Origin of the sequence: Celeribacter sp. SCSIO 80788 (assembly GCF_051054295.1) — a bacterium.
In the GTDB taxonomy this organism is placed as follows: Bacteria; Pseudomonadota; Alphaproteobacteria; order Rhodobacterales; family Rhodobacteraceae; genus Celeribacter.
Genome location: NZ_CP150482.1, coordinates 2858300 through 2879987, shown reverse-complemented (window position 1 = coordinate 2879987; position 21688 = coordinate 2858300). Strand labels below are relative to the sequence as shown.

Annotated in this window: 25 protein-coding genes; 17 read left to right on the top strand and 8 right to left on the bottom strand. The window is 58.8% G+C overall.

Annotated elements, in window-relative coordinates:
- Window positions 1-73 precede the first annotated feature (73 nt).
- The 5 genes from V1471_RS14525 to V1471_RS14505 all read left to right on the top strand — a co-directional run bounded on the left by V1471_RS14525 (window position 74) and on the right by V1471_RS14505 (window position 4596).
- Complete coding sequence (locus V1471_RS14525; protein WP_434289734.1) at window positions 74-1072, top strand: Hsp33 family molecular chaperone HslO; 999 nt, start codon at window positions 74-76, stop codon at window positions 1070-1072.
- Window positions 1056-1661 carry a CoA pyrophosphatase gene (locus V1471_RS14520; protein ID WP_434289733.1) on the top strand — a complete coding sequence of 202 codons (606 nt, stop codon included), beginning with the start codon at window positions 1056-1058 and terminating at the stop codon, window positions 1659-1661. The genes V1471_RS14525 and V1471_RS14520 overlap by 17 nt, the downstream gene beginning before the upstream one ends.
- Window positions 1658-2809, top strand: coding sequence for a CCA tRNA nucleotidyltransferase (locus V1471_RS14515; protein ID WP_434289732.1), 1152 nt, complete (start codon window positions 1658-1660; stop codon window positions 2807-2809). The genes V1471_RS14520 and V1471_RS14515 overlap by 4 nt, the downstream gene beginning before the upstream one ends.
- Window positions 2809-4023: a class I SAM-dependent RNA methyltransferase gene (locus V1471_RS14510; protein ID WP_434289731.1), complete on the top strand. Its 1215-nt coding sequence runs from the start codon at window positions 2809-2811 to the stop codon at window positions 4021-4023. Before V1471_RS14515 ends, V1471_RS14510 begins: the two co-directional genes overlap by 1 nt.
- A 72-nt stretch (window positions 4024-4095) precedes the next feature.
- Window positions 4096-4596: a L,D-transpeptidase family protein gene (locus V1471_RS14505; protein ID WP_434289730.1), complete on the top strand. Its 501-nt coding sequence runs from the start codon at window positions 4096-4098 to the stop codon at window positions 4594-4596.
- Between the two features lie 18 nt (window positions 4597-4614).
- Here V1471_RS14505 and V1471_RS14500 read toward each other — a convergent pair whose 3' ends face one another.
- Window positions 4615-5151, bottom strand: a complete 537-nt coding sequence (locus V1471_RS14500; protein ID WP_434289729.1) for a CAP domain-containing protein — start codon at window positions 5149-5151, stop codon at window positions 4615-4617.
- Between the two features lie 191 nt (window positions 5152-5342).
- Here V1471_RS14500 and V1471_RS14495 point away from each other — a divergent pair, with 191 nt between their 5' ends.
- Window positions 5343-5936: a L,D-transpeptidase gene (locus V1471_RS14495; protein ID WP_434289728.1), complete on the top strand. Its 594-nt coding sequence runs from the start codon at window positions 5343-5345 to the stop codon at window positions 5934-5936.
- 123 nt (window positions 5937-6059) lie between these two features.
- On the top strand, window positions 6060-6245 hold the full coding sequence (locus V1471_RS14490; RefSeq protein WP_066703401.1) for a hypothetical protein: 186 nt from the start codon (window positions 6060-6062) through the stop codon (window positions 6243-6245).
- 81 nt (window positions 6246-6326) lie between these two features.
- Here V1471_RS14490 and hemH read toward each other — a convergent pair whose 3' ends face one another.
- A complete protein-coding gene (gene hemH / locus V1471_RS14485; RefSeq protein WP_434289727.1) occupies window positions 6327-7412 on the bottom strand; it encodes a ferrochelatase in 1086 nt (361 codons plus the stop codon).
- 52 nt (window positions 7413-7464) lie between these two features.
- Window positions 7465-8295 (bottom strand): SAM-dependent methyltransferase, encoded by an 831-nt coding sequence (locus tag V1471_RS14480; RefSeq protein WP_434289726.1) that lies wholly within the window; start codon window positions 8293-8295, stop codon window positions 7465-7467.
- A gap of 55 nt (window positions 8296-8350) precedes the next feature.
- Here V1471_RS14480 and V1471_RS14475 point away from each other — a divergent pair, with 55 nt between their 5' ends.
- From V1471_RS14475 to V1471_RS14455, 5 genes are read left to right on the top strand one after another with little or no spacing between them, the layout of a single operon-like run.
- Window positions 8351-9064, top strand: coding sequence for a double zinc ribbon domain-containing protein (locus V1471_RS14475; protein ID WP_434289725.1), 714 nt, complete (start codon window positions 8351-8353; stop codon window positions 9062-9064).
- Between the two features lie 38 nt (window positions 9065-9102).
- Window positions 9103-9360, top strand: coding sequence for a glutaredoxin 3 (gene grxC, locus V1471_RS14470; RefSeq protein ID WP_434289724.1), 258 nt, complete (start codon window positions 9103-9105; stop codon window positions 9358-9360).
- A 3-nt stretch (window positions 9361-9363) separates the two neighbouring features.
- On the top strand, window positions 9364-10200 hold the full coding sequence (locus tag V1471_RS14465; protein WP_434289723.1) for a carbon-nitrogen hydrolase family protein: 837 nt from the start codon (window positions 9364-9366) through the stop codon (window positions 10198-10200).
- The gene (locus V1471_RS14460) at window positions 10197-10649 is read left to right on the top strand and encodes a MarR family winged helix-turn-helix transcriptional regulator (protein WP_434289722.1); all 453 of its coding nucleotides are present in this window, start codon (window positions 10197-10199) and stop codon (window positions 10647-10649) included. The genes V1471_RS14465 and V1471_RS14460 overlap by 4 nt, the downstream gene beginning before the upstream one ends.
- Window positions 10636-11433 (top strand): GNAT family N-acetyltransferase, encoded by a 798-nt coding sequence (locus V1471_RS14455; protein ID WP_434289721.1) that lies wholly within the window; start codon window positions 10636-10638, stop codon window positions 11431-11433. The genes V1471_RS14460 and V1471_RS14455 overlap by 14 nt, the downstream gene beginning before the upstream one ends.
- 3 nt (window positions 11434-11436) lie before the next feature.
- On the opposite strand, the gene ubiG is transcribed toward V1471_RS14455, so the two are convergent.
- Window positions 11437-12171 (bottom strand): bifunctional 2-polyprenyl-6-hydroxyphenol methylase/3-demethylubiquinol 3-O-methyltransferase UbiG, encoded by a 735-nt coding sequence (ubiG, locus tag V1471_RS14450; protein WP_434289720.1) that lies wholly within the window; start codon window positions 12169-12171, stop codon window positions 11437-11439.
- A gap of 69 nt (window positions 12172-12240) precedes the next feature.
- Here ubiG and pip point away from each other — a divergent pair, with 69 nt between their 5' ends.
- The 5 genes from pip to infB all read left to right on the top strand — a co-directional run bounded on the left by pip (window position 12241) and on the right by infB (window position 18760).
- Window positions 12241-13209, top strand: a complete 969-nt coding sequence (pip, locus tag V1471_RS14445; protein ID WP_434289719.1) for a prolyl aminopeptidase — start codon at window positions 12241-12243, stop codon at window positions 13207-13209.
- Window positions 13210-13362: 153 nt separating this feature from the next.
- A complete protein-coding gene (rimP, locus tag V1471_RS14440) occupies window positions 13363-13950 on the top strand; it encodes a ribosome maturation factor RimP (RefSeq protein ID WP_434289718.1) in 588 nt (195 codons plus the stop codon).
- A gap of 13 nt (window positions 13951-13963) precedes the next feature.
- Entirely contained in the window at window positions 13964-15574 is a 1611-nt protein-coding gene (nusA, locus tag V1471_RS14435) for a transcription termination factor NusA (protein WP_434289717.1), read from the top strand.
- Window positions 15575-15602: 28 nt separating this feature from the next.
- Window positions 15603-16235 carry an RNA-binding protein gene (locus tag V1471_RS14430; protein ID WP_434289716.1) on the top strand — a complete coding sequence of 211 codons (633 nt, stop codon included), beginning with the start codon at window positions 15603-15605 and terminating at the stop codon, window positions 16233-16235.
- Window positions 16232-18760, top strand: coding sequence for a translation initiation factor IF-2 (gene infB / locus V1471_RS14425; protein ID WP_434289715.1), 2529 nt, complete (start codon window positions 16232-16234; stop codon window positions 18758-18760). The genes V1471_RS14430 and infB overlap by 4 nt, the downstream gene beginning before the upstream one ends.
- 88 nt (window positions 18761-18848) lie before the next feature.
- On the opposite strand, the gene V1471_RS14420 is transcribed toward infB, so the two are convergent.
- The 4 genes from V1471_RS14420 to V1471_RS14405 form a co-directional block, all read right to left on the bottom strand.
- Window positions 18849-18989, bottom strand: a complete 141-nt coding sequence (locus V1471_RS14420) for a hypothetical protein (RefSeq protein ID WP_096806137.1) — start codon at window positions 18987-18989, stop codon at window positions 18849-18851.
- 155 nt (window positions 18990-19144) lie between these two features.
- Window positions 19145-19543: an 8-oxo-dGTP diphosphatase MutT gene (gene mutT / locus V1471_RS14415; protein WP_434289714.1), complete on the bottom strand. Its 399-nt coding sequence runs from the start codon at window positions 19541-19543 to the stop codon at window positions 19145-19147.
- Complete coding sequence (gene argJ, locus V1471_RS14410; protein WP_434289713.1) at window positions 19540-20787, bottom strand: bifunctional glutamate N-acetyltransferase/amino-acid acetyltransferase ArgJ; 1248 nt, start codon at window positions 20785-20787, stop codon at window positions 19540-19542. The genes mutT and argJ overlap by 4 nt, the downstream gene beginning before the upstream one ends.
- A gap of 24 nt (window positions 20788-20811) precedes the next feature.
- On the bottom strand, window positions 20812-21654 hold the full coding sequence (locus V1471_RS14405; RefSeq protein ID WP_434289712.1) for a peptidylprolyl isomerase: 843 nt from the start codon (window positions 21652-21654) through the stop codon (window positions 20812-20814).
- Window positions 21655-21688: the final 34 nt, after the last annotated feature.

Sequence of the window (21688 nt, the reverse complement as noted above, 5' to 3'; positions counted from 1 at the left end):
CTTGCCTTTCTTCGGTGGTTGTTCCGCCTATATGAACAGGATATTCCAGCGCCGAACCTGAGGGGAAGCACAAATGCTCGGATCGAAAATTGCCTGGGACGACACGGTCCTGCCTTTCCAATTGGATGCCTCGGACGTCCGCGGGCGCGTGGCGCGTCTCGATGGCGTGTTGAATCGCATTCTCGCGCAGCATGCCTACCCGCCGGAAATCGAGGCTTTGGTCGCTGAAATGGCACTTCTGACTGCGATGATCGGTCAGACCATGAAACTGCGTTGGAAGCTGTCTCTTCAGGTGCGTGGCGATGGTCCGGCGCGTCTGATCGCGACCGATTACTATGCGCCCACTGCCGAGGGCGAACCAGCGCGCATCCGGGCTTATGCCTCTTTCGACGCCAACCGGCTCCTCCCGCGTGTCGATCCGTTTTCCCAGATCGGCAAGGGGTATTTTGCGATTCTGATCGACCAAGGGAAGGGTATGGTGCCCTATCAGGGGATCACGCCAATCTCGGGCGGTTCTCTGTCGAGCTGTGCTGAGACCTATTTCGCGCAATCGGAGCAATTGCCGACGCGGTTCTCGACGACTTTTGGGACCTCCCAGCTCCCCGGCGGTGAGGAACATTGGCGTGCCGGGGGTATCATGCTCCAAAAAATGCCAAAAGCTTCGCCTTTTGCGGCGCAAAGTAACGAGGATGGCGACGGTCTTTTGCAGGCGGTCGATATCCTGAACGATGACGATTTCGAGGACTGGAACCGCGCCAATATCCTGCTTGATACGGTCGAGGATATGGAGTTGATCGGCCCGCATGTGCAGCCGACGGAATTGCTCGTGCGCCTGTTCCACGAGGAACACCCCCGCGTGTTCGATCCGCAGCCGGTGCATTTCGGCTGTAATTGTTCGGAGGAGAAGGTGCGCCAGAGCCTGTCGATCTATTCGGCCAAGGATATTGCGCGCATGACCACCGATGAGGGGGTGGTTACCGCAGATTGTCAGTTCTGCGGTGCGCATTATGTGCTTGATCCGAAAACTGTCGGGTTCGAGGCGGAGGAAAGCCCCGATGGTGATGCCGATTGATCGGGACGCTCTTAAGGCGCTGTTGCGCGATCCAGGTACGTCCTCTTCGGATTTTGACCTGAACCGAAATCTGCGACCGCGCGTAACGACAGAGCTACGTCCGGCTGGTGTGTTGGTGCCAATTAGGGAAACATCGGAAGGCTTACGTTTGATCCTGACCAAGCGGTCTTCTGCGTTGAAACACCATCCTGGTCAGATTGCTTTTCCGGGTGGGCGAGTCGATCCTGCGGATCGTGATCCGACAGATGCCGCTTTGCGTGAAGCGACTGAAGAGATCGGTCTGCCGCGCTCTCTGGTGGAGGTTCTGGGCGGACTTCCGACCCATGAAACCGTGACGCAATTCGAAATGTTTCCGGTTTTGGGCTGGATCAGAGAAGATTTCACGCCGGTTGCCGAGGAAGGCGAGGTGTCTGAGGTCTTCGATGTTCCGCTGAGCCATGTACTCAATCCGCAGAATTTTTCCATCCAGTCCCGACGCTGGCGGGGCCAGATGCGTTCCTTCTATACCGTGCCATATGGACCCTATTACATTTGGGGGGCCACGGCGCGGATCTTGCGGGTTCTTGCGGACCGGGTGAGCGGATCATGAAACTCACGGCAGACTGGATCGAAAGCGGCCCGGCGCAACGCGTCATGTCGATGTTTTCCAAGACGGGCGAAGAAGCCTATTTCGTGGGGGGCTGTGTGCGTAACAGCCTGTTGGGTGTGCCGGTTAGCGATCTCGATATTGCCACGTCCGTGCGACCGGAACGCACTGTTGAGCTGGCCGAAACCTTTGGGTTCAAGGCCATTCCGACCGGCATAGATCACGGCACGATCACCGTTGTGGTTGAGGGCGAGCCTTTCGAGATTACGACCTTCCGTAAGGATGTTGAGACCGACGGGCGACGTGCGGTCATCGCCTTTGCCGAGACGATCGAGGAGGATGCGCGTCGGCGCGATTTCACGATGAATGCGCTTTATGCCAAGGCGGATGGCAGCATCGTCGATCCGCTTGGCGGGCTTTCGGATCTTCGGGCGCGGCGGGTACGGTTCATAGACGATCCGGTGCAGCGGATTCGTGAGGATTACTTGCGAATCCTGCGTTTTTTCAGATTTCATGCCTGGTATGGTGACGACGAGGCGGGGCTCGACCCGGAAGGTCTTGCCGCTTGTGCCACACATATCGACGGTCTTGCACGCCTGTCCCGTGAAAGGATTGGGCATGAGATGATCAAGCTTCTATCTGCCACGGCCCCCGAGCGGGCGCTGGGCGCGATGGATCAGACAGGTGTGTTGAATGCCCTCTTGCCGGGGGCTTCGACGAAAGCGTTTTTTATCCTGACCTCTCTGGAGCAGACGCCCGATCCAATTCTGCGTCTTGCAGCCTTGGGTGAATTCGATGTGGCGGCGCTTTTGCGTCTGTCAAAGGCTCAGATGGGGTATTACCAGACGCTGCGTGATGCGGCCCTTGGGATGCGACCTGCCGCTGAGATTGCCTATCGTGAGGGCGAGACGATTGCGCGAGGGGCGATGACCCTGCGGGCCGCATTTCTGGAGCAACCTGTGCCAGAGCGGCTTTCAGACGACATTCGCAAAGGTGCTGAGGCGAAATTGCCGATTTCTGCCAGAGATCTGATGGCTGTTCTGTCGGGAAGAGAGTTGGGCGGGGCTTTGAAGCGGCTTGAGCAGGATTGGATCGACAGCGGTTTTCAGCTCTCGAAAGAAGAGCTGCTGCGACGTGTGGGGAGGGGCTGATGGAGTACGAAATTCAGCGGTTGGGCCATAAAGGCGATGGTATCACGGCAGACGGCATCTTCGTTCCGAACGCATTGCCGGGGGAAGTGGTCGAGGGGGAGCCTGTCGATGGACGCATTGCAGCTGCCAGAATCGTTACGCCGTCGCCTGACCGAGTGAAACCCGCGTGTCGGCATGCCAAGGCCTGTGGTGGCTGTGCCCTGCAACATGCGTCTGATGATTTCGTGGCGCAGTGGAAAAGTGATTTTGTCGCCTCCGCTCTGCGACATCAGGGAATTTCCGCAGGGTTAGAGCCGATTTTGACCTCACCGCCACAAAGCCGACGACGTGCGGTGTTTCATGGACGACGGACGAAAAAGGGGGTGATGCTCGGACTTCACGCCCGTGCCTCCGACAGTCTGGTTTCGGTGCCGGATTGCATCCTGATGGTGCCTGAGATCATGGCGCATTACAGCGATCTGGAACGGTTGGTCGAGCTGGGTGCCTCGCGGCGGGCTGAGATGGACATGACCGTGATCGCTTCTGAGAGCGGGCTGGATGTTTCGGTTCAAAACGGAAAACCGCTCGATCTCGATATGAGGGTCGAATTGGGGCAATTTGTGCGGGATGTGAGCCTGTCTCGCTTGTCGTGGAATGGCGAAGATCTTGCCGGGGAGGTGCTGCCGTTTCTGAGGTTTGGCAAAGCTCATGTCGTGCCGACACCGGGCGCCTTTTTGCAGGCGACCGCTGAAGGGCAGGCTGCTCTGGTGGCACTGATGCGACGGGCGGTTGGCGATGCGGAACGTGTTATCGATCTTTTTGCCGGTTGCGGTACCTTTTCCCTGCCTTTGGCGGAACTCGCCGAGGTGCATGCGGTCGAAGGTGTGTCCGATATGCTCGAAGCTTTGATGAAAGGTTGGCGCCAGGCGCAGGGGCTCAAACGCGTGTCCGCCGAGACGCGGGACCTGTTTCGTCAACCTGTGCGCAGCGATGAGTTGAACCGATTCGATGCGGCGGTGATCGACCCGCCGCGGGCAGGAGCGCAGGCGCAATGCGCGGAGATTGCCAAAAGCAATCTGACGCGCGTGGGATTCGTGTCCTGCAATGCGATTACCTTTGCGCGTGACGCCAAACACCTCATCGAAGCTGGGTTTGAATTAGAATGGATCGTACCCGTGGATCAGTTCCGCTGGTCGACCCATGTTGAAATTGCCGCCAGTTTTCGGCGTGCTTGACCCGCGAAAATGATTTGGCGGGATTTGCCGTTCCGGTGTATGGAGAGGAAAAACAAAGATCGGGTAGTGATCATGAAACGGCGGGTTTTCCTTGCGTCAGCGATTTCCGTGCTGACCTTTTCCAAAGCGGCGTTTGCGCGCGATTTGAAGCCTTATGCGGGACCGGAAATCACCCGCGTGGTGGTCTACAAAGAGCGTCGTAAGCTCTATCTTCTGCATGGCGACGAGGTGGTGCAGGAATATAAAATTGGGTTGGGTGGCAATCCTATTGGTCCGAAACAATTCGAAGGCGACGGTAAGACGCCGGAAGGCAGTTACATTATCAACCGCCGCAATCCGAATTCGGCCTATCACTTGTCTCTTGGGATTTCCTACCCGAATGCTGACGATGCCGCTTACGCTCAGGCGATGGGGCGGCGTCCGGGGGGCGATATCTTCATCCACGGCCGCGCCGGTGAGAATCGTGGTAAGGGCAAGGACTGGACGGCGGGATGCATCGCCGTCAAGGATCGCCATATCGAGAAAATCTACATGATGGTGCAGAATGGCACCCAGGTAGATATTTTTCCATAAATACCTGGGGGTTAGGCCTTAGTTGGCGGCGTAGGTCTGTCCGGCCTGCGCGCCAATCAGCAGGGTCCACCAGAGCTTGCCACTGTCCTCTTGATACCAGGCAAAACCGATATCGGTCGCGCGGCTGTCGAGGATGACGTCGCGCGTGTCCGGCTGTTCCATCCAGGCGGAGAGGGTTTCAAGTTCTGTCTCGTAGGTCTCGGAAATATTCTCGCCAAGCATCAAACCAGTGTAGCCAGAACGTGTCACGCGATCGAGCGGCGAGGAGCCGTCGGACCCGAAGTGCCAGGGGCGGTTCTGGACGTGCATGTCGCGCGAATGAGTCGCGGCGGCGGCGTTCAGGTTGGCGTTGAGTTGCACAGGTCGTTGGCCGGCGGCGGAACGCAGGGCGTTGATCGAGTCGAGCATACGATACTGAATCGTTGCCTCGTCCTTGGCGTTGACGCGATAAACGCGGGGCAGGGGCTTGCCATCAGGGCCAAGACGTTCGGTCGGTGTTTCACAAGCGGTCAGGCCGACCAGGGCCAACATGAGGATGGCGACGATGCGCGACATTCCGGATACTCCATGAACTTTACCGGCCGGGATTTTGGCCAAGATGATTGGCATGAGTTAATCGCTTTGCTCGCCGGGATCAAATCCTGTTCGCGGCTTTCCGCCATGAACGATTGTTTGATTTGCGACTGCGACAAACGCGCCATATAACGCATGTCGATCAAGATCACATCACGAAATGGCGAAGTCCCATGAGTAAAGCCCCCGTTTTCAAGTTTTCCCGGCGCAGTTTCGTGGCCGGGAGTGTCGCCCTGTTGAGCACCCCCGCCCTTGCGCAATCGGAAGGGACGACGGAGATGGAGAACGATCTCTCCACCGTGGTGCGTCGCAACATTTCGAGCTTTCGTTCGCTGGATTGGCACCCCTATTTCAGCAATCTGCACAATGGGGCGATCCTCGTGGATACGACCTCTCGGGCGCTGCATTTCTGGAGCGAGGATCAGAGTGTCTATAAACTCTATCCGACTTCAGTGCCGCTGAGCGAGGATCTGACGCGGCGCGGACGGACTGAGGTGATCCGTAAGGTCGAGGGACCGAGCTGGGCGCCGACGCCGTCGATGAAGATCCGCAACCCCGAATGGCCGGATTTTGTCGGACCCGGTCCGAACAACCCGCTGGGCACCCATGCGCTTTATCTGAGTTGGCAATTTTACCGTATTCACGGCACTCATGACACGCGCAAGATCGGGCGTCGGTCTTCGAACGGGTGCATCGGTTTGTACAACGAACACATCGCGGAGCTGTTTCAACTCGCCAAGGTCGGCACGCAAGTGTTGCTAATTTGACGACAAGAAGCCGGAAAATATGGCAGGATCAAAGGAGCGATTGATTTTGCTCACGATTGGTTCATATAGCTGATTGTGTGAAACAAACCTGCCCTCTGTCGTGGGGTTCAAGGAGGATTGACTATGAAAAAACTCGCTGTTGCTGCCGTTTTCGCTCTGGCTGGCACCGCTTCTTTCGCTGGCGGCTACTCTGAGCCGGTCATCGAAGCTCCGGTTGTTGTCGAAGAAACCTCTTCTTCGTCCGCTGGTGGCTACGTTGTGCCGCTTCTGATCCTGGCTCTCGTGGCTGCTGCTGTTGCTGCCGACTAATCGTCGCCAGACAACACAGAATTGAAAGGGCGGTTCTTTTGAACCGCCCTTTTCATTTGCCTGGAGCATGCGCCGGAGGGATTACACCCAGCCGGCAAGGTTCTTTCGGATCTGACCGACCAGCGCGCTGATGTGCAGCGGGTCCGCGTTGAGGCAGGGGATATAGAGAAACTCTTCTCCGCCCGCGTGTTCAAAGCTCTCCCTGATCTCTTCGTTGATCTCTTCGAGCGTCTCGATGCAATCGGCGGAAAACGCAGGGGCGCAGACAGCAATGCTTTTGTTGCCCTTCTCCGCCTGTCGCGCAACTTCTTCAACCGTATAGGGTTGAAGCCAGTCTTCAGGGCCGAATTTCGACTGAAACGTTGTCATGATCTGCGTGTTGTCCCATCCGAGACGCTCTTTCAGCAGGCGAGTCGTTTTCTGGCATTGGCAATGATAGGGGTCGCCGCCTTCTTTGAGATAGCGCTCCGGAAGCCCGTGATAGGAGCAAATCAGGATGTCGGGTTTGCGCTCCGCCGCCGCATAAGCACGCTCGACGGATTGCGCGAGGGCGTCGATATAGGCCGGATCGTCAAAATAGGGCGCAACCGTGCGGGACGCGGGCTGCCAGTTCTCTTCCATCAAGGCGCGGAAAAACTGATCGTTCGCGGTCGCCGTCGTCGCCCCGGCATATTGCGGATAGAGCGGGAAGAACAGAATTTTGGTGCACCCCTCGGCCACCATCTTTTCGACTTTCGACTGAGTCGAAGGGTTGCCATAGCGCATGCAGAAATCGACCATCACCCGGTCGCCATATTCCGCAGAAAGCGCGGATTTGATTGCGGCGGTCTGCTCTTTGGTGATCGTCATCAGCGGGCTTTCATCCGCTTCGTTGTTCCAGATCGATCTATAAGCGGCCCCGGATTTCGAGGGGCGGAAGGTCAAAACGATCCCTTGCAGAATCGGCTGCCATTTCCACCAAGGATAGTCGATCACCCGCTTGTCCGACAGGAACTCACCCAAATAGCGCCGCATCGACCAATAGTCCGTGGCGTCCGGGGTTCCGAGATTGGCGAGCAGCACGCCGATCTTTTCCTTTGGCACTTTCGGATGGTCTTTCGGTGCATGCATCGGGCAGGTGGCATCCGGCGCATTGGTGTTGAGCCGCGAAGGCTTCATGAGTCCCATGTGATCTTCCTGATTTTTGTTCGTTCTAGGCTTAGGTCGGTTCGGGGGCGGGTCAAGCGGAGCCTTCGGGCAACTTGAATTCTTCGGTGTGAAGCGCATCGGCCAGCCGCATCCTCGCGGAGCCGGGCATGAGCGGTTTCGGTTGACTCTCATCCGGTGCCCAACCCGTGAGAAACACCATGTCGAACGTGGCGATCAGTCGCCCGTCTTCGGAAAAGTGATCTTTGTAGAGTTGTTCGGCGGTCGCAAAAAGCCGTGCCGGGCTCGGCGTTCTGAGACGGCCGTTGAGAGCATTGCCCTCACCCATCGCACGCAGGTCTTCGACCATGCGCGACAGGGACGGGTAGCTCACCTTGCGCACCGTCTTGTCTGCCACGGGAAGCGCAAAGGAGGCACGTTGCAGCAGGGCGCCGAGATCGCGCAGTTCCCCCATCGGGAGGACACGTGGGGACAATCCTCCGCACACCATGGTTTCCGCCTGACCGAGACAGGCGCGCAACTCGTTGAGGGTCTGGTCGCCGAAAAATGCGGTGATCATGAGGCCGTCTGGTTGAAGCGCGCGGTTGCACTGAATGAGTTGCCCGACCGGATCATTCGCCCAATGCAGGCTCATGGCGTGGATCAGCAGGTCATGCGCACCTTCTTCAAGGGAGAGGATATCGTCATCGGGGACAACCTTGGCCTCGGGAAAATATTCGGCCCACAATTCGGGAAAACCGGTGATCACGGCGGGAGATGTAAACGATTTGTTAACCATATCCAGCCGATCTTGGATTTCGAAACGGGCCTCTTCATGCAGGAAAAAATCGCCTCCCATGTGCATCGCGCGTTGCCGGTTCCGGGCAAGTTGATCCCGATCGACGAGAAGAGGGGGCTGAGACATGGGTTTCGTCCTGATGATTGGTCTGCGGGCGACAATTTAGGTAGTCGGATAGGAAATGCAAAGACTGGCCAAACTGATCTATCCAGCACAATGCCTGACCTGCGACGAAATGATCGAAGCGGAACGTGGCCTTTGCCCGAAATGCTGGTCGGATACACCGTTCATCGTGGATCACCCCTGTGATTGTTGCGGTCGGCCTTTGGTGGGCGACGCGGAAGAGGGTGATCTCTGTGACGATTGCCGGAGTCATCCCAAGGCCTGGGATCGCGGGCGGGCGGTGATGCTCTATGGCGGAAATGCGCGGTCCATGGTGTTGCGGTTTAAACATGGCGACCGCACCGATTTGGCGCATCCGATGGGGAGCTGGCTGGCAGATGCGGCTGAGCCGCTGATCAAATCGGATACGGTCGTGGCGCCCGTGCCGCTGCATTGGTTTCGTCTGTTTCGACGGCGCTACAATCAGTCGGCGCTTTTGGGGCACAGAGTCGCGAAACTCCATCGGTTGGACTATATTCCGGGCCTGTTGAAACGGCCGTCGGCCACGCGCAAGCTTGATGGCATGACGGCAGAACAGCGGCGCGATACAGTGGCGGGGACCATTCGAATCAACAGTGTACATGTGGAGCGGATCAAGGGGCGGCCTGTTCTGTTGATCGACGATGTTCTGACGACCGGGGCAACCTTGGGCGAATGTGCACAGGCCTGTCGCAAGGCGGGTGCGGCTTCGGTCAACGTTGCCGTACTGGCACGCGTGGACAGAGAGACGTAAATCCTTATAGTCGCCGCAAGACAAAAGGATTTCCTCCCATGCAACCCGTGACCCTCTATACGACCCCGATCTGTCCCTATTGCATTGCGGCTAAGCGGCTGCTTGACAGCAAAGGCGTCGAATATACCGATATCGACGTTATGGCGAATCCCGCTCTGCGTCAGGAAATGATGCAACGCGCGCCGGGCAGCTACACCGTGCCGCAGATTTTCATCGGCGAAACCCATGTCGGAGGTTGTGACGATCTCCATGCCTTGGAGCGCGCGGGCAAACTCGATCCGCTTCTGGCCGACTGATCCATGCTCCGCGTCGGTCTCGTCACCCTGAATTCGAGCGACGATCCGCTCGCCAACCTGCCGATCACGCAGGGTTTTGTGAACGCTGCCGCGGAGGCGGGGGCGGAGATCGTCATGACGCCGGAGGTGACGAATTGTGTCTCCTCCTCGCGCGCGCATCAGAAAGACGTGCTCTATCACGAGGCAGACGATCCGACGTTGGCCGTTCTGCGTGAAACGGCGCATTTGCGCCGGATTTGGCTCTTGATCGGCTCTCTGGGCCTGAAAACCGATGACCCGGACGGACGTTTTGCCAACCGGTCTTTCCTGATTTCTCCCGATGGGGAAATTGCCGCGCGCTACGACAAAATTCATATGTTTGACGTGGATGTCAGCGCCACCGAACGCTATCGCGAATCCGATGGCTATCGCCCCGGCGAAAGGGCTGTTGTTGCGACGACGCCCTTTGCCAAGATCGGCATGACCATCTGTTACGACCTGCGATTTCCGCATCTGCACCGTGCGCTTGCGAAAGCCGGAGCCGACATCATCACGCAGCCCGCAGCCTTTACGGCGGTCACGGGCGAGGCGCATTGGCATAGCCTGTTGCGCGCGCGCGCGATCGAGACCGGATGTTTCGTTCTGGCCCCTGCCCAGACCGGGCATCACAAAGAAAAAGTCGATGTAAAGCGTCGCACCTACGGGCATTCTCTGGCAGTCTCGCCTTGGGGTGAGGTGCTGTTTGATGGCGGAGTTGAGCCGGGTTGGGGTCTTGTTGACATCGATCTTGCCGAGGTTGCTAAGGCGCGCAAACGCATTCCGGCGTTGCTGCATGATCGGGAGTTCAAAGTCGAGCTATGAGCGGGACTTCCAACAATGACGCCCTCTCGGTCGCGCTGTTTTCCGAGATTTTCATGGCCGATCAGTTGGCGCGAAACCGGCTGACCAAAGCTTTGCCGAAGGGCATGGAGATCAGCCATTTCTCCCTGCTCAATCATCTGGCGCGTCTGGGGGATGAACGTTCCCCGGCGCAGTTGGCTCGTGCGTTTCATGTCACCCGAGGTGCGATGACCAACACGATCAACAAACTCGAATGGGCGGGATATATCCACGTTCGTCCCGATTGGGACGATGCGCGGCGCAAATTCGTTTCGATTTCGCCTGCCGGGAAGGCCGCGCGCGATGCGGCACTGGCGGCCATTGCGCCGATCTTGTCGGATATCGTTGAGGCGATTGGCACGGAGCGAGTCAAGGCCGCTTTGCCTGTCCTGCGGGAAATGAGGATACGGCTAGAAGATGACGGGTCCTAAGGCGCTCGAATTGTCGACGGATTTGCTTGTCATGGGCGCGCAATCCGAGTGGACGGACTATGCGGACCGGTTCGTGCAACGGACCCCTGCGCAGCCGGATTTCTGGTTTGGCAACCGGACGATTTTCAAGGCTCTTCCGACGGACGACACCGAAGCCGAGGCGCAAATCGCCCTCGCTCAAAAGGACAATCCGGACGCACCGTTTTCCGTGCTGTTCTGGGATGTCCCCGACGTCGATCTGGCGCCGTTTTCCTCTGTCTTCGAGGCCCATGGCTATGAGCTTGAGACCGGCGTGACGCTCGTCGGAGGTGAAGCGGTGCGCCCGGGTTTGCCCGCCGGGATTTCCTTTCGTGAGATTGTCAGAGATGCAGATTGGCAGGCCGTTATCGCGCTGCAACTTGCAGGTATGATTGGCGACGGAATAGACCCGAACGCAGCTCAAAGTTATATCGCAAAGAGCTTTGCGCGCAGGCGGACCCTAAGCGAGGTCGGACGAGGGGGATGGTTCGGGCTTTTCGAAGGGGACATGCTTGTGGCCGATATGGGCCTTGTCTGGTCGCCCGATTTGGTGCGTTACCAATCCGTTGAAACCCGCGAGAGCCACCGGCGCCGGGGGCTTTGTGCGGTGTTGCTCGGCGAAGTCAGTGCCTTTGCCGCGAAACGGTTCCCGAATGCGCGTCAGGTGATCGTGGCGGAGGAGGGCACCACCGCCGCGCGCCTCTATGAGCGCGCGGGATTTGTGCCGGTCGAACGTGTGGTTTCTGCGTCTAAAACGCCGAAATAGGGACTATTTCTTGATCGAAGCCGTCACATAATTGACCGAAAGATCGCGCGCGGAGATCGACCATTTCCACAGGATCGGATTGAAGACGAAGCCCTTGCGATCGACGGGGTCCAGCCCCGCTTTCGAAATCAGATCGACCAGCTCATCGGGCGTGATGAATTTTTTCCATTCATGCGTGCCCTTGGGCAGCCAACGCATCACAACCTCTGCCCCGAAAATCGCCATCGCGTAGCTTTTCGGATTGCGATTGAGTGTCGAACACAGCATCAAACCACCCGGTTTCAGCAGCGTCTGGCAGGCGGTGAGATAGGCGAGCGGGTCTGCAACATGCTCGACCACTTCCATGTTCAGCACAACGTCGAACTGCTCTCCGGCTTCGGCAAGTGCTTCGGCGGTGGTGTGACGATAGTCGATGTCGAGCCCGGACTGTTCGGCATGGACCTGCGCCACGGGAATATTGCGTTCGGCGGCATCGGCGCCGACCACTGTGGCCCCAAGACGCGCCATCGGTTCCGACAAAAGCCCACCGCCACAGCCGATGTCGAGAAGGCGCAGCCCCTCAAACGGTTTGTCGGCGGACAAATCACGCCCGAACTCTGCGGCAATTTGTGTGGTGATATAATCGAGCCGAACCGGGTTCATCATGTGCAAAGGCTTGAACTTGCCGGTCGGGTCCCACCATTCGGCGGCCATGGCCTCGAATTTCGCGACCTCATCCGGGTCAATGGTGGTTTGCATGATCGCCTCCTTCATGTTCAACTCGCTTCGTCGGGACATCCGCTTGGACCCGCTCTATATAGGACACCCATGGACAAGGTCTCAGGCCAAAACAGCGCATATAGCTATCTCTACCCGCAAATCGCGGTCTATGACCACCGCATGCTGGATGTCGGCGACGGGCACAAGCTTTATGTCGAGCAAAGCGGCAATCCCATGGGGATTCCGGTGGTGGTTTTGCATGGCGGTCCCGGTGGCGGGTGTAGCCCCTATATGCGGCGCTATTTCGATCCGGCGCTCTATCGCATCATTCTGTTCGATCAGCGCGGCTGCGGGAAATCCCGGCCTTTTGCCTCGGTCGAGGCCAACACGACCTGGCATCTTGTCGGCGATATCGAGCGCATTCGCGAGGCGCTGGGTATCGAGCGCTGGATGGTGTTCGGCGGAAGCTGGGGTGCGACTTTGGGTGTCGCCTATGCGGAGACTCACCCGGAGCGCGTGATCCATCTGGTGCTGCGCGGGGTCTTCCTTGCACGCAAAAGTGAACTCGACTGGTTCTATGCCGGGGGCGCTGGGCGATTCTGGCCCGATCACTGGGCGGAATTTCGTGACGCCATCCCGGAAGAGGAGCGGGGCGATCTCATAACCGCCTATCACCGGCGCCTCTTTAGCGGCGATCATCGGCAAGAGATCACCTATGGCCGGATCTGGTCGCGTTGGGAAAATGCTCTGGCGTCTCTGGGGTCCGATGGTGTCGTGGGCGATCCGGGGCCGGAATATGCGCGAACGTTTGCCCGGATCGAGAACCATTACTTTATCAACAAGGCCTTTCTCGATCACGACGGCCAGCTTTTGCGCAATGTCGACCGGATTGCGGAGGTGCCGGGCACCATCGTGCAAGGGCGGTTCGATATGATCTGCCCGCCGGAGACGGCCTATGAGCTGCACAAAGCCTGGCCGAAATCGCGGCTCATCATGGTCGGGCAGGCGGGGCATGCCCTGTCCGAGCCGGGGATCACCGAGGCGCTCGTGATGACCATGGATCGGCTGGCTCGCTGATCAGGGCTTGCAGATTCGTCTCGGGGCGCGTATAGACCCCTCCAACAGCGGCGCTGTCGGGAGTTCCCGAAGCTCCACCGGGAAAGATCGACGGGCCGCGCGCCCGTTTTTTTGTGCTCTCATGTCGAGAGCCCCGGATATGAAAGGCAAGACATGTCCGAACTGATTGCCAAGACCGCGATCGACCGCCGGATGGCGGAAATCGTCGGCCCCGTCATCGAAGGGATGGGGTTCGAGCTTGTGCGCGTGCGTCTTATGTCTTCGACGAAATCGAAGACGCTGCAAATCATGGCCGAGCGTCCCGAAGGCGGCATCGAAGTTGACGAATGTGCGGAGATTTCCACAGCGGTTTCTGCTATTCTCGACGTCGAAGACCCGATCGAAGATGAATATACGCTCGAAGTGTCGAGCCCCGGGATCGACCGCCCGCTGACCCGTCTGAAGGATTTTGCGACCTTCGAGGGCTATGAGGCCAAGATCGAAACGACCGAGATGATCGACGGCCGCCGCCGCTTCAAAGGGATGCTGGCCGGCGTCGAAGGCGATGAGGTTCTGCTCACCCTCGACGAGACTGGTGAGGAGCTCACCATCGGTCTGAATTTCGACTGGCTGTCGGATGCGAAACTCGTGCTGACCGATGAGCTGATCCGCGAAATGCTGCGCCAACGCAAAGCGTCCGGCGCAATCGACGAAACCCAATTTGACGACATCGAGACCGACGACGGGTCTTCAGAGGATTGAGAGAGGACTGAATATGGCAATCACCTCTGCAAACCAGCTTGAGCTGTTGCAAACCGCCGAGGCCGTGGCCCGCGAGAAGATGATCGACCCGAACCTCGTGGTCGAAGCGATGGAAGAGTCCCTCGCCCGTGCCGCGAAGTCGCGCTACGGCTCCGAGATGGACATCCGCGTCCACATCGACCGCAAGACCGGCCGCGCCACGTTCACCCGTGTGCGCACGGTCGTGGAAGATGAAGAGCTTGAGAACTACCAAGCTGAGTTGACCGTTGAGCAGGCCAAGCAGTACATGGCCGACCCGCAGATCGGCGACGAGATCAAGGACGAGGTTCCGCCGGTGGAGCTTGGCCGGATCGCCGCGCAATCCGCGAAGCAGGTCATTTTGCAGAAAGTGCGCGAAGCCGAGCGTGACCGTCAGTACGACGAGTTCAAAGACCGCGTGGGCACCATCATCAACGGTGTGGTGAAACGCGAAGAATACGGCAACGTGATCGTCGATATCGGTCGCGGCGAAGGCATTCTGCGCCGCAATGAAAAGATCGGCCGCGAGACCTATCGCCCGAACGACCGTGTGCGCTGCTACATCAAAGATGTGCGCCGCGAAGTGCGTGGGCCGCAGGTGTTCCTGTCCCGCACCGCGCCGGAATTCATGGCCGAACTGTTCAAAATGGAAGTGCCGGAGATCTACGACGGCATCATCGAGATCAAAGCCGTGGCCCGCGACCCGGGGTCGCGCGCGAAAATCGCCGTGATTTCCTATGACAACTCCATCGACCCGGTCGGGGCCTGCGTCGGTATGCGCGGTTCGCGTGTGCAGGCCGTGGTCAACGAGCTTCAGGGCGAGAAAATCGACATCATTCCGTGGAATGACGATGCGCCGACCTTCCTCGTCAACGCGCTGCAACCGGCCGAGGTCACGAAAGTGGTGCTCGACGAGGATGCTGGCAAGATCGAAGTCGTGGTGCCGGACGAGCAGCTTTCGCTCGCCATCGGTCGTCGCGGTCAGAACGTGCGTCTGGCGTCTCAGCTGACGGGTCTGGACATCGACATCCTGACCGAAGCCGAAGAATCCGAGCGTCGCCAGAAAGAATTCGCGGCCCGCACGCAGCTCTTCATGGACAGCCTCGATCTGGACGAATTCTTCGCTCAGCTTCTGGTCTCCGAAGGCTTCACCAACCTCGAAGAGGTCGCCTATGTCGACGTTGACGAGCTTCTGGTGATCGACGGCGTGGACGAAGATACCGCGAACGAGCTTCAGGCCCGCGCCCGTGACGTGCTCGAAGAAGCCAATCGTAAGGCGATGGAACATGCCCGCGAGCTGGGGGTGGAAGACAGCCTGGTTGATTTCGACGGTCTGACACCCCAGATGATTGAGGCATTGGCCGAGGATGGCGTGAAGTCGCTTGAAGATTTCGCGACCTGCGCCGACTGGGAGCTGGCCGGTGGCTGGACCACGGTGAACGGCGAACGCGTCAAGGACGATGGTGTCCTCGAAAAGTTCGACGTGTCTCTCGAAGAAGCCCAAAACCTCGTGATGACCGCGCGCATTCAGCTTGGCTGGGTGGACCCGGCCGATCTCGAATCCGAGGAAGAGGTTGAGGAAACCGAAGAGGAGAGCGAGGCCTGATCGGGCCTCGTTTATGAAAAGGTGAGCGATGAGCAGAGGCGGACACACGACAGTTAAAGATGAGGCGGAGCGGCGTTGCATCGTCACGCGCGAGGCAGAGCCGCGGCGTGGTCTCATCCGGTTCGTTGTGGCGCCTGACGGGCTCATCGTTCCCGATCTGGCCGAGAAACTGCCGGGCCGGGGCTTTTGGGTGAGCGCGGATCGTGCCGCCCTTGAAGAGGCTGTGAAGAAAAACCTCTTTGCAAAAGCCGCGCGTCAGCCGGTCACTGTGCCGGACGGGTTTGTCGACCTGCTGGAAGCGGGCTTGGCGGATCGGGTGGTGCATCTGATCTCACTCGCCCGAAAGGCGGGTCAGGCGGTCTGTGGATTTGAAAAGGTTAAAAGCTGGCTGGCGGACGGGCATGCGAAAGTGCTGCTTCAGGCGTCGGATGGCTCGGAACGCGGAAAAGGCAAACTTTGGACGCCCGAAGGCGGGCGTTGGTTCGGGCATTTGACCAGTTCCGAATTGGGTTTGGCTTTTGGCCGCGAAAGTGTGATACATGGCGCGCTCTCAGGTGGCGGACTCGCAAAACGTGTTGTAGAGGATGCCAACCGCCTTATGGGCGTGCGCGAGACAATCGGTGGAGAGGGCTCCACCGGGAAGGGTAAGACGACGAAATGAGCGATACAGACGGCAAGAAAACCCTCGGCCTTCGTGGCGGTTCCGGTTCGGTGAAGCAGAGCTTCTCGCACGGGCGCACGAAGAATGTCGTGGTGGAAACCAAACGCAAACGTGTCGTGGTGCCGAAGCCGGGTGCGTCCAAGTCGTCGGGCTCGGGCAACCCTGCGTTGGGCGATCCGTCGAAACGTCCGGCTGGCATTTCCGATGTGGAAATGGAGCGCCGGATGAAGGCACTTGCCGCTGCGAAAGCGGCAGAGGCCGAAGAGGCGAAAAAGCGCGAAGAAGAAGAGAAAGCCCGCGAAGAAGAGCGCGAGCGTCGTCGTCGTGAAATCGAGGAAAAGGCCCGCGAAGAGGCGGAGCGTGAAGCCGCGCTGAAAGCCAAGGAAGAAGAGGACGCCCGTGTGGCGCGTGAGGCCGAAGAGGCCAAGAAACGCGAAGCAGCGGCGAAATCCGCGGCTAAGAAACCGGCACCGGCTGCTCCTGCCGAGAAGACGGATGATCCGGCTGCCGCGCAGGCTGCGATACAGAAACAGGAACGTGGCGGACGCGTTGCGACCCCGGTGCGTGGGCGTGAAACCCGTGAGCCCGATGATCGGGGCGGGCGCAGCAAAGGCGACGACAATCGTCGTTCCGGTAAGTTGACCATCAAACAGGCGCTCGACGGTGGCGAAGGCGGGCGTCAGCGCTCGATGGCCGCGATGAAGCGCAAACAGGAACGTATGCGCCAGAAGGCGATGGGTGGGGCGGATTCGCGCGAGAAAATCGTGCGTGACGTGCAGGTTCCGGAAACCATCGTGGTCTCCGAACTGGCGAACCGCATGGCCGAACGCGTGGCTGATGTTGTGAAATCGCTCATGAAAATGGGCATGATGGTTACGCAGAACCAGTCGATCGACGCCGACACGGCCGAGTTGATCGTCGAGGAATTCGGCCACCGCATCCAGCGTGTGTCCGATGCTGACGTCGAGGATGTGATCCAGTCGGTTGACGACAAGGCGGAAGATCTGAAACCGCGTCCGCCGGTGATCACCATCATGGGCCACGTCGACCACGGGAAGACCTCCCTGCTCGATGCGATCCGTCATGCCAACGTGACCTCCGGCGAAGCGGGCGGGATTACCCAGCACATCGGCGCCTATCAGGTGACGACGGAGTCGGGTTCTGTGCTGACCTTCCTCGATACGCCGGGCCACGCCGCCTTTACCTCCATGCGCTCCCGCGGGGCGCAGGTGACGGACATCGTGGTTCTGGTTGTGGCGGCCGATGACTCGGTCATGCCGCAAACGGTCGAGGCGATTGCCCACGCCAAAGCGGCGAATGTGCCGATGATCGTGGCGATCAACAAATGCGACAAGCCGGGAGCGGACCCGTTGAAAGTGCGCACCGAACTTCTCCAACACGAGGTGATCGTGGAGGAAATGTCTGGTGAGGTGCAGGACGTTGAAGTCTCTGCCAAAACGGGCATGGGGCTCGACAATCTGCTCGAAGCCATCGCGCTTCAGGCCGAAATTCTTGAGCTCAAAGCCAACCCGGATCGTGCCGCAGAAGGTGCCGTGATCGAAGCTCAGCTCGACGTGGGGCGTGGTCCGGTTGCGACCGTTCTGATCCAGAAAGGTACGCTCAAACGTGGCGATATCTTCGTTGTGGGTGAGCAATGGGGTAAAGTCCGTGCGCTGGTCAACGACAAGGGCGACCGTGTCGATGAGGCCGGTCCGTCTGTGCCGGTCGAGGTGCTGGGTCTCAACGGGACGCCGGAAGCCGGTGACGTGCTCAACGTTGTCGAGACCGAGGCACAGGCCCGCGAGATCGCCGAATACCGCGAACAGGCCGCGAAAGACAAACGTGCTGCCGCCGGCGCCGCGACGACCCTCGATCAGCTTTTGGCGAAAGCCAAAGCGGACGAGAACGTCAAGGAACTGCCGATTCTGGTCAAAGCCGACGTGCAAGGCTCTGCCGAAGCCATCGTTCAGGCGATGGAAAAAATCGGCAACGACGAGGTGCGTGTGCGCGTGCTCCACTATGGTGTGGGCGCGATCACCGAAACCGACATCGGCTTGGCCGAAGCCTCCGGCGCGCCGGTCATCGGCTTCAACGTTCGTGCCAATGCGCCCGCGCGCAATGCCGCGAACCAGAAGGGCGTGGAAATCCGCTATTACTCCGTGATCTACGATCTTGTGGATGACGTGAAAGCGGCGGCTTCCGGTCTTCTGTCCGCCGAGATCCGCGAAAACTTTATCGGTTATGCGCAGATCAAAGAGGTCTTCAAGGTCTCCGGTGTGGGCAAGGTGGCCGGTTGTCTCGTCACCGAAGGTGTGGCACGTCGTTCCGCTGGCGTTCGTCTGCTGCGCGACGATGTTGTGATCCACGAAGGTACTCTGAAGACGCTCAAGCGCTTCAAGGATGAGGTCAAAGAGGTTATTTCCGGTCAGGAATGCGGGATGGCCTTTGAGAATTACGATGATGTCCGTCCGAACGATGTCATCGAGATTTTCGAACGCGAAGAAGTGGAACGTCAGCTCGACTGAGTTGACGATCCCGCTCCGTGGGGCCAAAGCAAAAGGCGCGCTCGTTGAGCGCGCCTTTTTTGTGAAACTGTACCTGAATAAGGTGGGATCAGGCGGCCTTGGTGTAGGACACGGGCTTGCCGACGAAAGTCTTGTCGCCGACGCGCACCTGAATTTTTCCGTTGTCGGTTTCGCCAACATAGCGACCCTGAACGGAAATGTACTTTCCAAGAGTGATCGAACGCATCATTGCTTTATCCCCAAGTTGAATGACGTTACCTGAGTTTTACATGATATGTGGTTCAAAATCATTTACAAATTTAAGACAATGGCCGCTATTAAGCATAAATGTTGTGCAAATTCGCGGACTTTTGAAAGAAAACAGCTTTTCTGCTTTGCAGCAATTCAAAGTAGGTCGCGAAGAATTGGAATCAGGGGAATATCAGCCGGCGGCATGGGGTAATCGCGCAGTTCCGAAGCTTTCGCCCATTTCAACACCTGCCCTTCGCGGGGAGTCGGAATTCCATTCCATTTGCGACAAGCAAACAGCGGCATCATCAGGTGAAAATCGTCGTAGCTGTGAGAGGCGAAAGTCAGCGGGGCGAGGCAGGAATTCCAGGTCTCAATCCCGAGCTCCTCGTGCAATTCACGCACCAAGGCCGCTTCCGGCGTTTCACCCGGCTCAACCTTGCCGCCCGGAAATTCCCACAACCCGGCCAGGGATTTACCTTCGGGGCGTTGCGCCAAAAGCACGCGGCCCTCAACATCAATGAGGGCCACGGCAGAGACAAGAACCAGCTTCACGAGCGATAATCCGCGTTGATCGTGATGTAGCCATGGGTGAGATCGCAGGTCCAGACCGTCGCAACCCCATTGTCGAGACCGAGATCGACGCGAATGACGATCTCGTCATTCTTCATATAGGCGGCCCCGGCCTCTTCAGAATAGGTGGGGGAGACCCAGCCGTTTTCGGCGACCAGAATATCGCCGAACCAGATGGTCAGACGATCGCGTTCAGCGCGTTCGCCGGATTTGCCGACCGCCATGACGATACGGCCCCAGTTCGGGTCTTCGCCAGCAACGGCGGTTTTCACCAGCGGTGAATTGGCAATCGCCATGGCGACGCGATGCGCCGGACCGCTGGCATTGGCGCCGGTGACCTGCACTTCGATCAGTTTGGTGGCGCCCTCGCCGTCGCGGGCGATCTGGATTGCGAGATCCTTCATCACCGCATGCAGAGCTTCGCGGAAGTCATGGACGCGCGGATCGGCGAAATCGGTGATCGGGTCCATGCCGGATTTGCCCGTCGCAGCCACCAGAACCGTGTCGGAGGTCGAGGTGTCGCCATCGACCGTCACGCAGTTGAAGGTCTTGGCATTGTCGAGCCAGAGGCATTGTTGCAGCACGTCGCGGGTGATCGCCGCATCGGTGAAGATATAGCACAGCATGGTTGCCATATCGGGCGCGATCATGCCGGAGCCTTTGGCAAAGCCCGCGATTTTGACATCGACACCGTTGAGCGAAACGGTTTGCGTTGCGCCTTTGGGGAAGGTGTCGGTGGTCATGATCGCACGGGCGGCCATTTCCATCGCGTTTTCATCGAGGGTGGCGTTCAAATCGCTGATCTTCGCCGTGATCCGCTCCCATTTGATCGGCTCGCCGATCACCCCGGTCGAGGAGGTAAAGACGCGGTTCTGTTCGATCCCCATCTCTTCGGCAACGGCGGCGGTGATTTTCGCCACTGAGTCAAAGCCGCTCTTGCCGGTGAAGGCATTGGAGTTGCCGGAGTTTACGAGGATCGCCGCCTTGCCCGGAAGATCGAGACCGATCTTGTCCTGACAGTCGATCACCGCCGCGGAGCGGGTGGTCGAGCGGGTAAAGACACCGGCCACGGCCGTGCCCTCGCACAGTTCGGCCAGCATGACATCGGTCCGACCGGCGTAACGCACCCCGGCCTCGAGGGCGGCAAAACGCACCCCCTCGATCACGGGCAGGTCAGGAAAGCCCGCTTTCGGGGCAAGAGGAGAAACGTGATCAATCTTGGCCATGGTCGGCGATCCTCAAAGGTGACGTCAGTTTGCGAGCAGATCGTCCATCCGCAGGGCGGAGGGCTCGATGCCTTCGACCATCTCCACATCGCCCTCGGTTTCGAGCGAGTCGAGTTTCGCGCGGATGGCCTGTTCCTGAATATCGGCAGTCAGTTCGTCCTGAACGTCCTCGAGCGGCGGTACTTCGGCCAGTCGGGTTTCCATCAATTTGATAACGTGCCAGCCGAACTGGGTCTGAACCGGTTCGGAAATCGCGCCTTCCTCCATGTTCACCACGGCGTCCTCGAAGGGCGCGACCATCATGCCCTTGCCGAACCAACCGAGATCGCCACCGTTCGGACCCGACGGGCCGGTGGATTTCTCGCGGGCGAGATCGGCGAAATCGGCGCCGTTGTTCAGTTCTTCGATGATCGCTTTCGCCTCGTCCTCGGTTTCGACGAGAATATGCGCCGCATGATATTCGCGGCCCGGTTCGAATTCGGCGAATTTCGCGTCATAGGCGGCCTTGAGCGCTTCGTCGGTCACAGCGGCATCGGCGATGGTTTCAAGGGCGTGACCTGCGATCAGAACGCGTTCCTCGTTGGCGAGCTGGTATTTCAGCGCGTCGGTGATGTCGCCGGCGGACTGTTTCAGCAGTTCCTGCTGCACGATTTGGTTCACGATACCATCAAAAAGCTGTGCATCGGGCAGGCTTTGGTACTGATCCGGCAGGGATTGACGCGCTGCAATGATGTTGCCGAGGGTGATTTCGACTCCGTTGACACGCGCAACCACGGTGTTTGCGGTCATATCTTCGGCAAATGAGGGTGCTGCCACACCGATTGCCACCGAAAACAGGGCTGCGGTGGCGGAAATGCGGTATTTCATCGAGAAAATCCTTCCTGTCGGCGCCATTCCGGGG

Bases quoted from the DNA above. Each gene is read 5' to 3' on its own strand.
- V1471_RS14525 (WP_434289734.1), top strand. From the start codon at position 74: ATGCTCGGATCGAAAATTGCCTGGGACGACACGGTCCTGCCTTTCCAA.
- V1471_RS14520 (WP_434289733.1), top strand. From the start codon at position 1,056: ATGGTGATGCCGATTGATCGGGACGCTCTTAAGGCGCTGTTGCGCGAT.
- V1471_RS14515 (WP_434289732.1), top strand. From the start codon at position 1,658: ATGAAACTCACGGCAGACTGGATCGAAAGCGGCCCGGCGCAACGCGTC.
- V1471_RS14510 (WP_434289731.1), top strand. From the start codon at position 2,809: ATGGAGTACGAAATTCAGCGGTTGGGCCATAAAGGCGATGGTATCACG.
- V1471_RS14505 (WP_434289730.1), top strand. From the start codon at position 4,096: ATGAAACGGCGGGTTTTCCTTGCGTCAGCGATTTCCGTGCTGACCTTT.
- V1471_RS14500 (WP_434289729.1), bottom strand. From the start codon at position 5,151: ATGTCGCGCATCGTCGCCATCCTCATGTTGGCCCTGGTCGGCCTGACC.
- V1471_RS14495 (WP_434289728.1), top strand. From the start codon at position 5,343: ATGAGTAAAGCCCCCGTTTTCAAGTTTTCCCGGCGCAGTTTCGTGGCC.
- V1471_RS14490 (WP_066703401.1), top strand. From the start codon at position 6,060: ATGAAAAAACTCGCTGTTGCTGCCGTTTTCGCTCTGGCTGGCACCGCT.
- hemH (WP_434289727.1), bottom strand. From the start codon at position 7,412: ATGGGACTCATGAAGCCTTCGCGGCTCAACACCAATGCGCCGGATGCC.
- V1471_RS14480 (WP_434289726.1), bottom strand. From the start codon at position 8,295: ATGTCTCAGCCCCCTCTTCTCGTCGATCGGGATCAACTTGCCCGGAAC.
- V1471_RS14475 (WP_434289725.1), top strand. From the start codon at position 8,351: ATGCAAAGACTGGCCAAACTGATCTATCCAGCACAATGCCTGACCTGC.
- grxC (WP_434289724.1), top strand. From the start codon at position 9,103: ATGCAACCCGTGACCCTCTATACGACCCCGATCTGTCCCTATTGCATT.
- V1471_RS14465 (WP_434289723.1), top strand. From the start codon at position 9,364: ATGCTCCGCGTCGGTCTCGTCACCCTGAATTCGAGCGACGATCCGCTC.
- V1471_RS14460 (WP_434289722.1), top strand. From the start codon at position 10,197: ATGAGCGGGACTTCCAACAATGACGCCCTCTCGGTCGCGCTGTTTTCC.
- V1471_RS14455 (WP_434289721.1), top strand. From the start codon at position 10,636: ATGACGGGTCCTAAGGCGCTCGAATTGTCGACGGATTTGCTTGTCATG.
- ubiG (WP_434289720.1), bottom strand. From the start codon at position 12,171: ATGCAAACCACCATTGACCCGGATGAGGTCGCGAAATTCGAGGCCATG.
- pip (WP_434289719.1), top strand. From the start codon at position 12,241: ATGGACAAGGTCTCAGGCCAAAACAGCGCATATAGCTATCTCTACCCG.
- rimP (WP_434289718.1), top strand. From the start codon at position 13,363: ATGTCCGAACTGATTGCCAAGACCGCGATCGACCGCCGGATGGCGGAA.
- nusA (WP_434289717.1), top strand. From the start codon at position 13,964: ATGGCAATCACCTCTGCAAACCAGCTTGAGCTGTTGCAAACCGCCGAG.
- V1471_RS14430 (WP_434289716.1), top strand. From the start codon at position 15,603: ATGAGCAGAGGCGGACACACGACAGTTAAAGATGAGGCGGAGCGGCGT.
- infB (WP_434289715.1), top strand. From the start codon at position 16,232: ATGAGCGATACAGACGGCAAGAAAACCCTCGGCCTTCGTGGCGGTTCC.
- V1471_RS14420 (WP_096806137.1), bottom strand. From the start codon at position 18,989: ATGATGCGTTCGATCACTCTTGGAAAGTACATTTCCGTTCAGGGTCGC.
- argJ (WP_434289713.1), bottom strand. From the start codon at position 20,787: ATGGCCAAGATTGATCACGTTTCTCCTCTTGCCCCGAAAGCGGGCTTT.
- V1471_RS14405 (WP_434289712.1), bottom strand. From the start codon at position 21,654: ATGAAATACCGCATTTCCGCCACCGCAGCCCTGTTTTCGGTGGCAATC.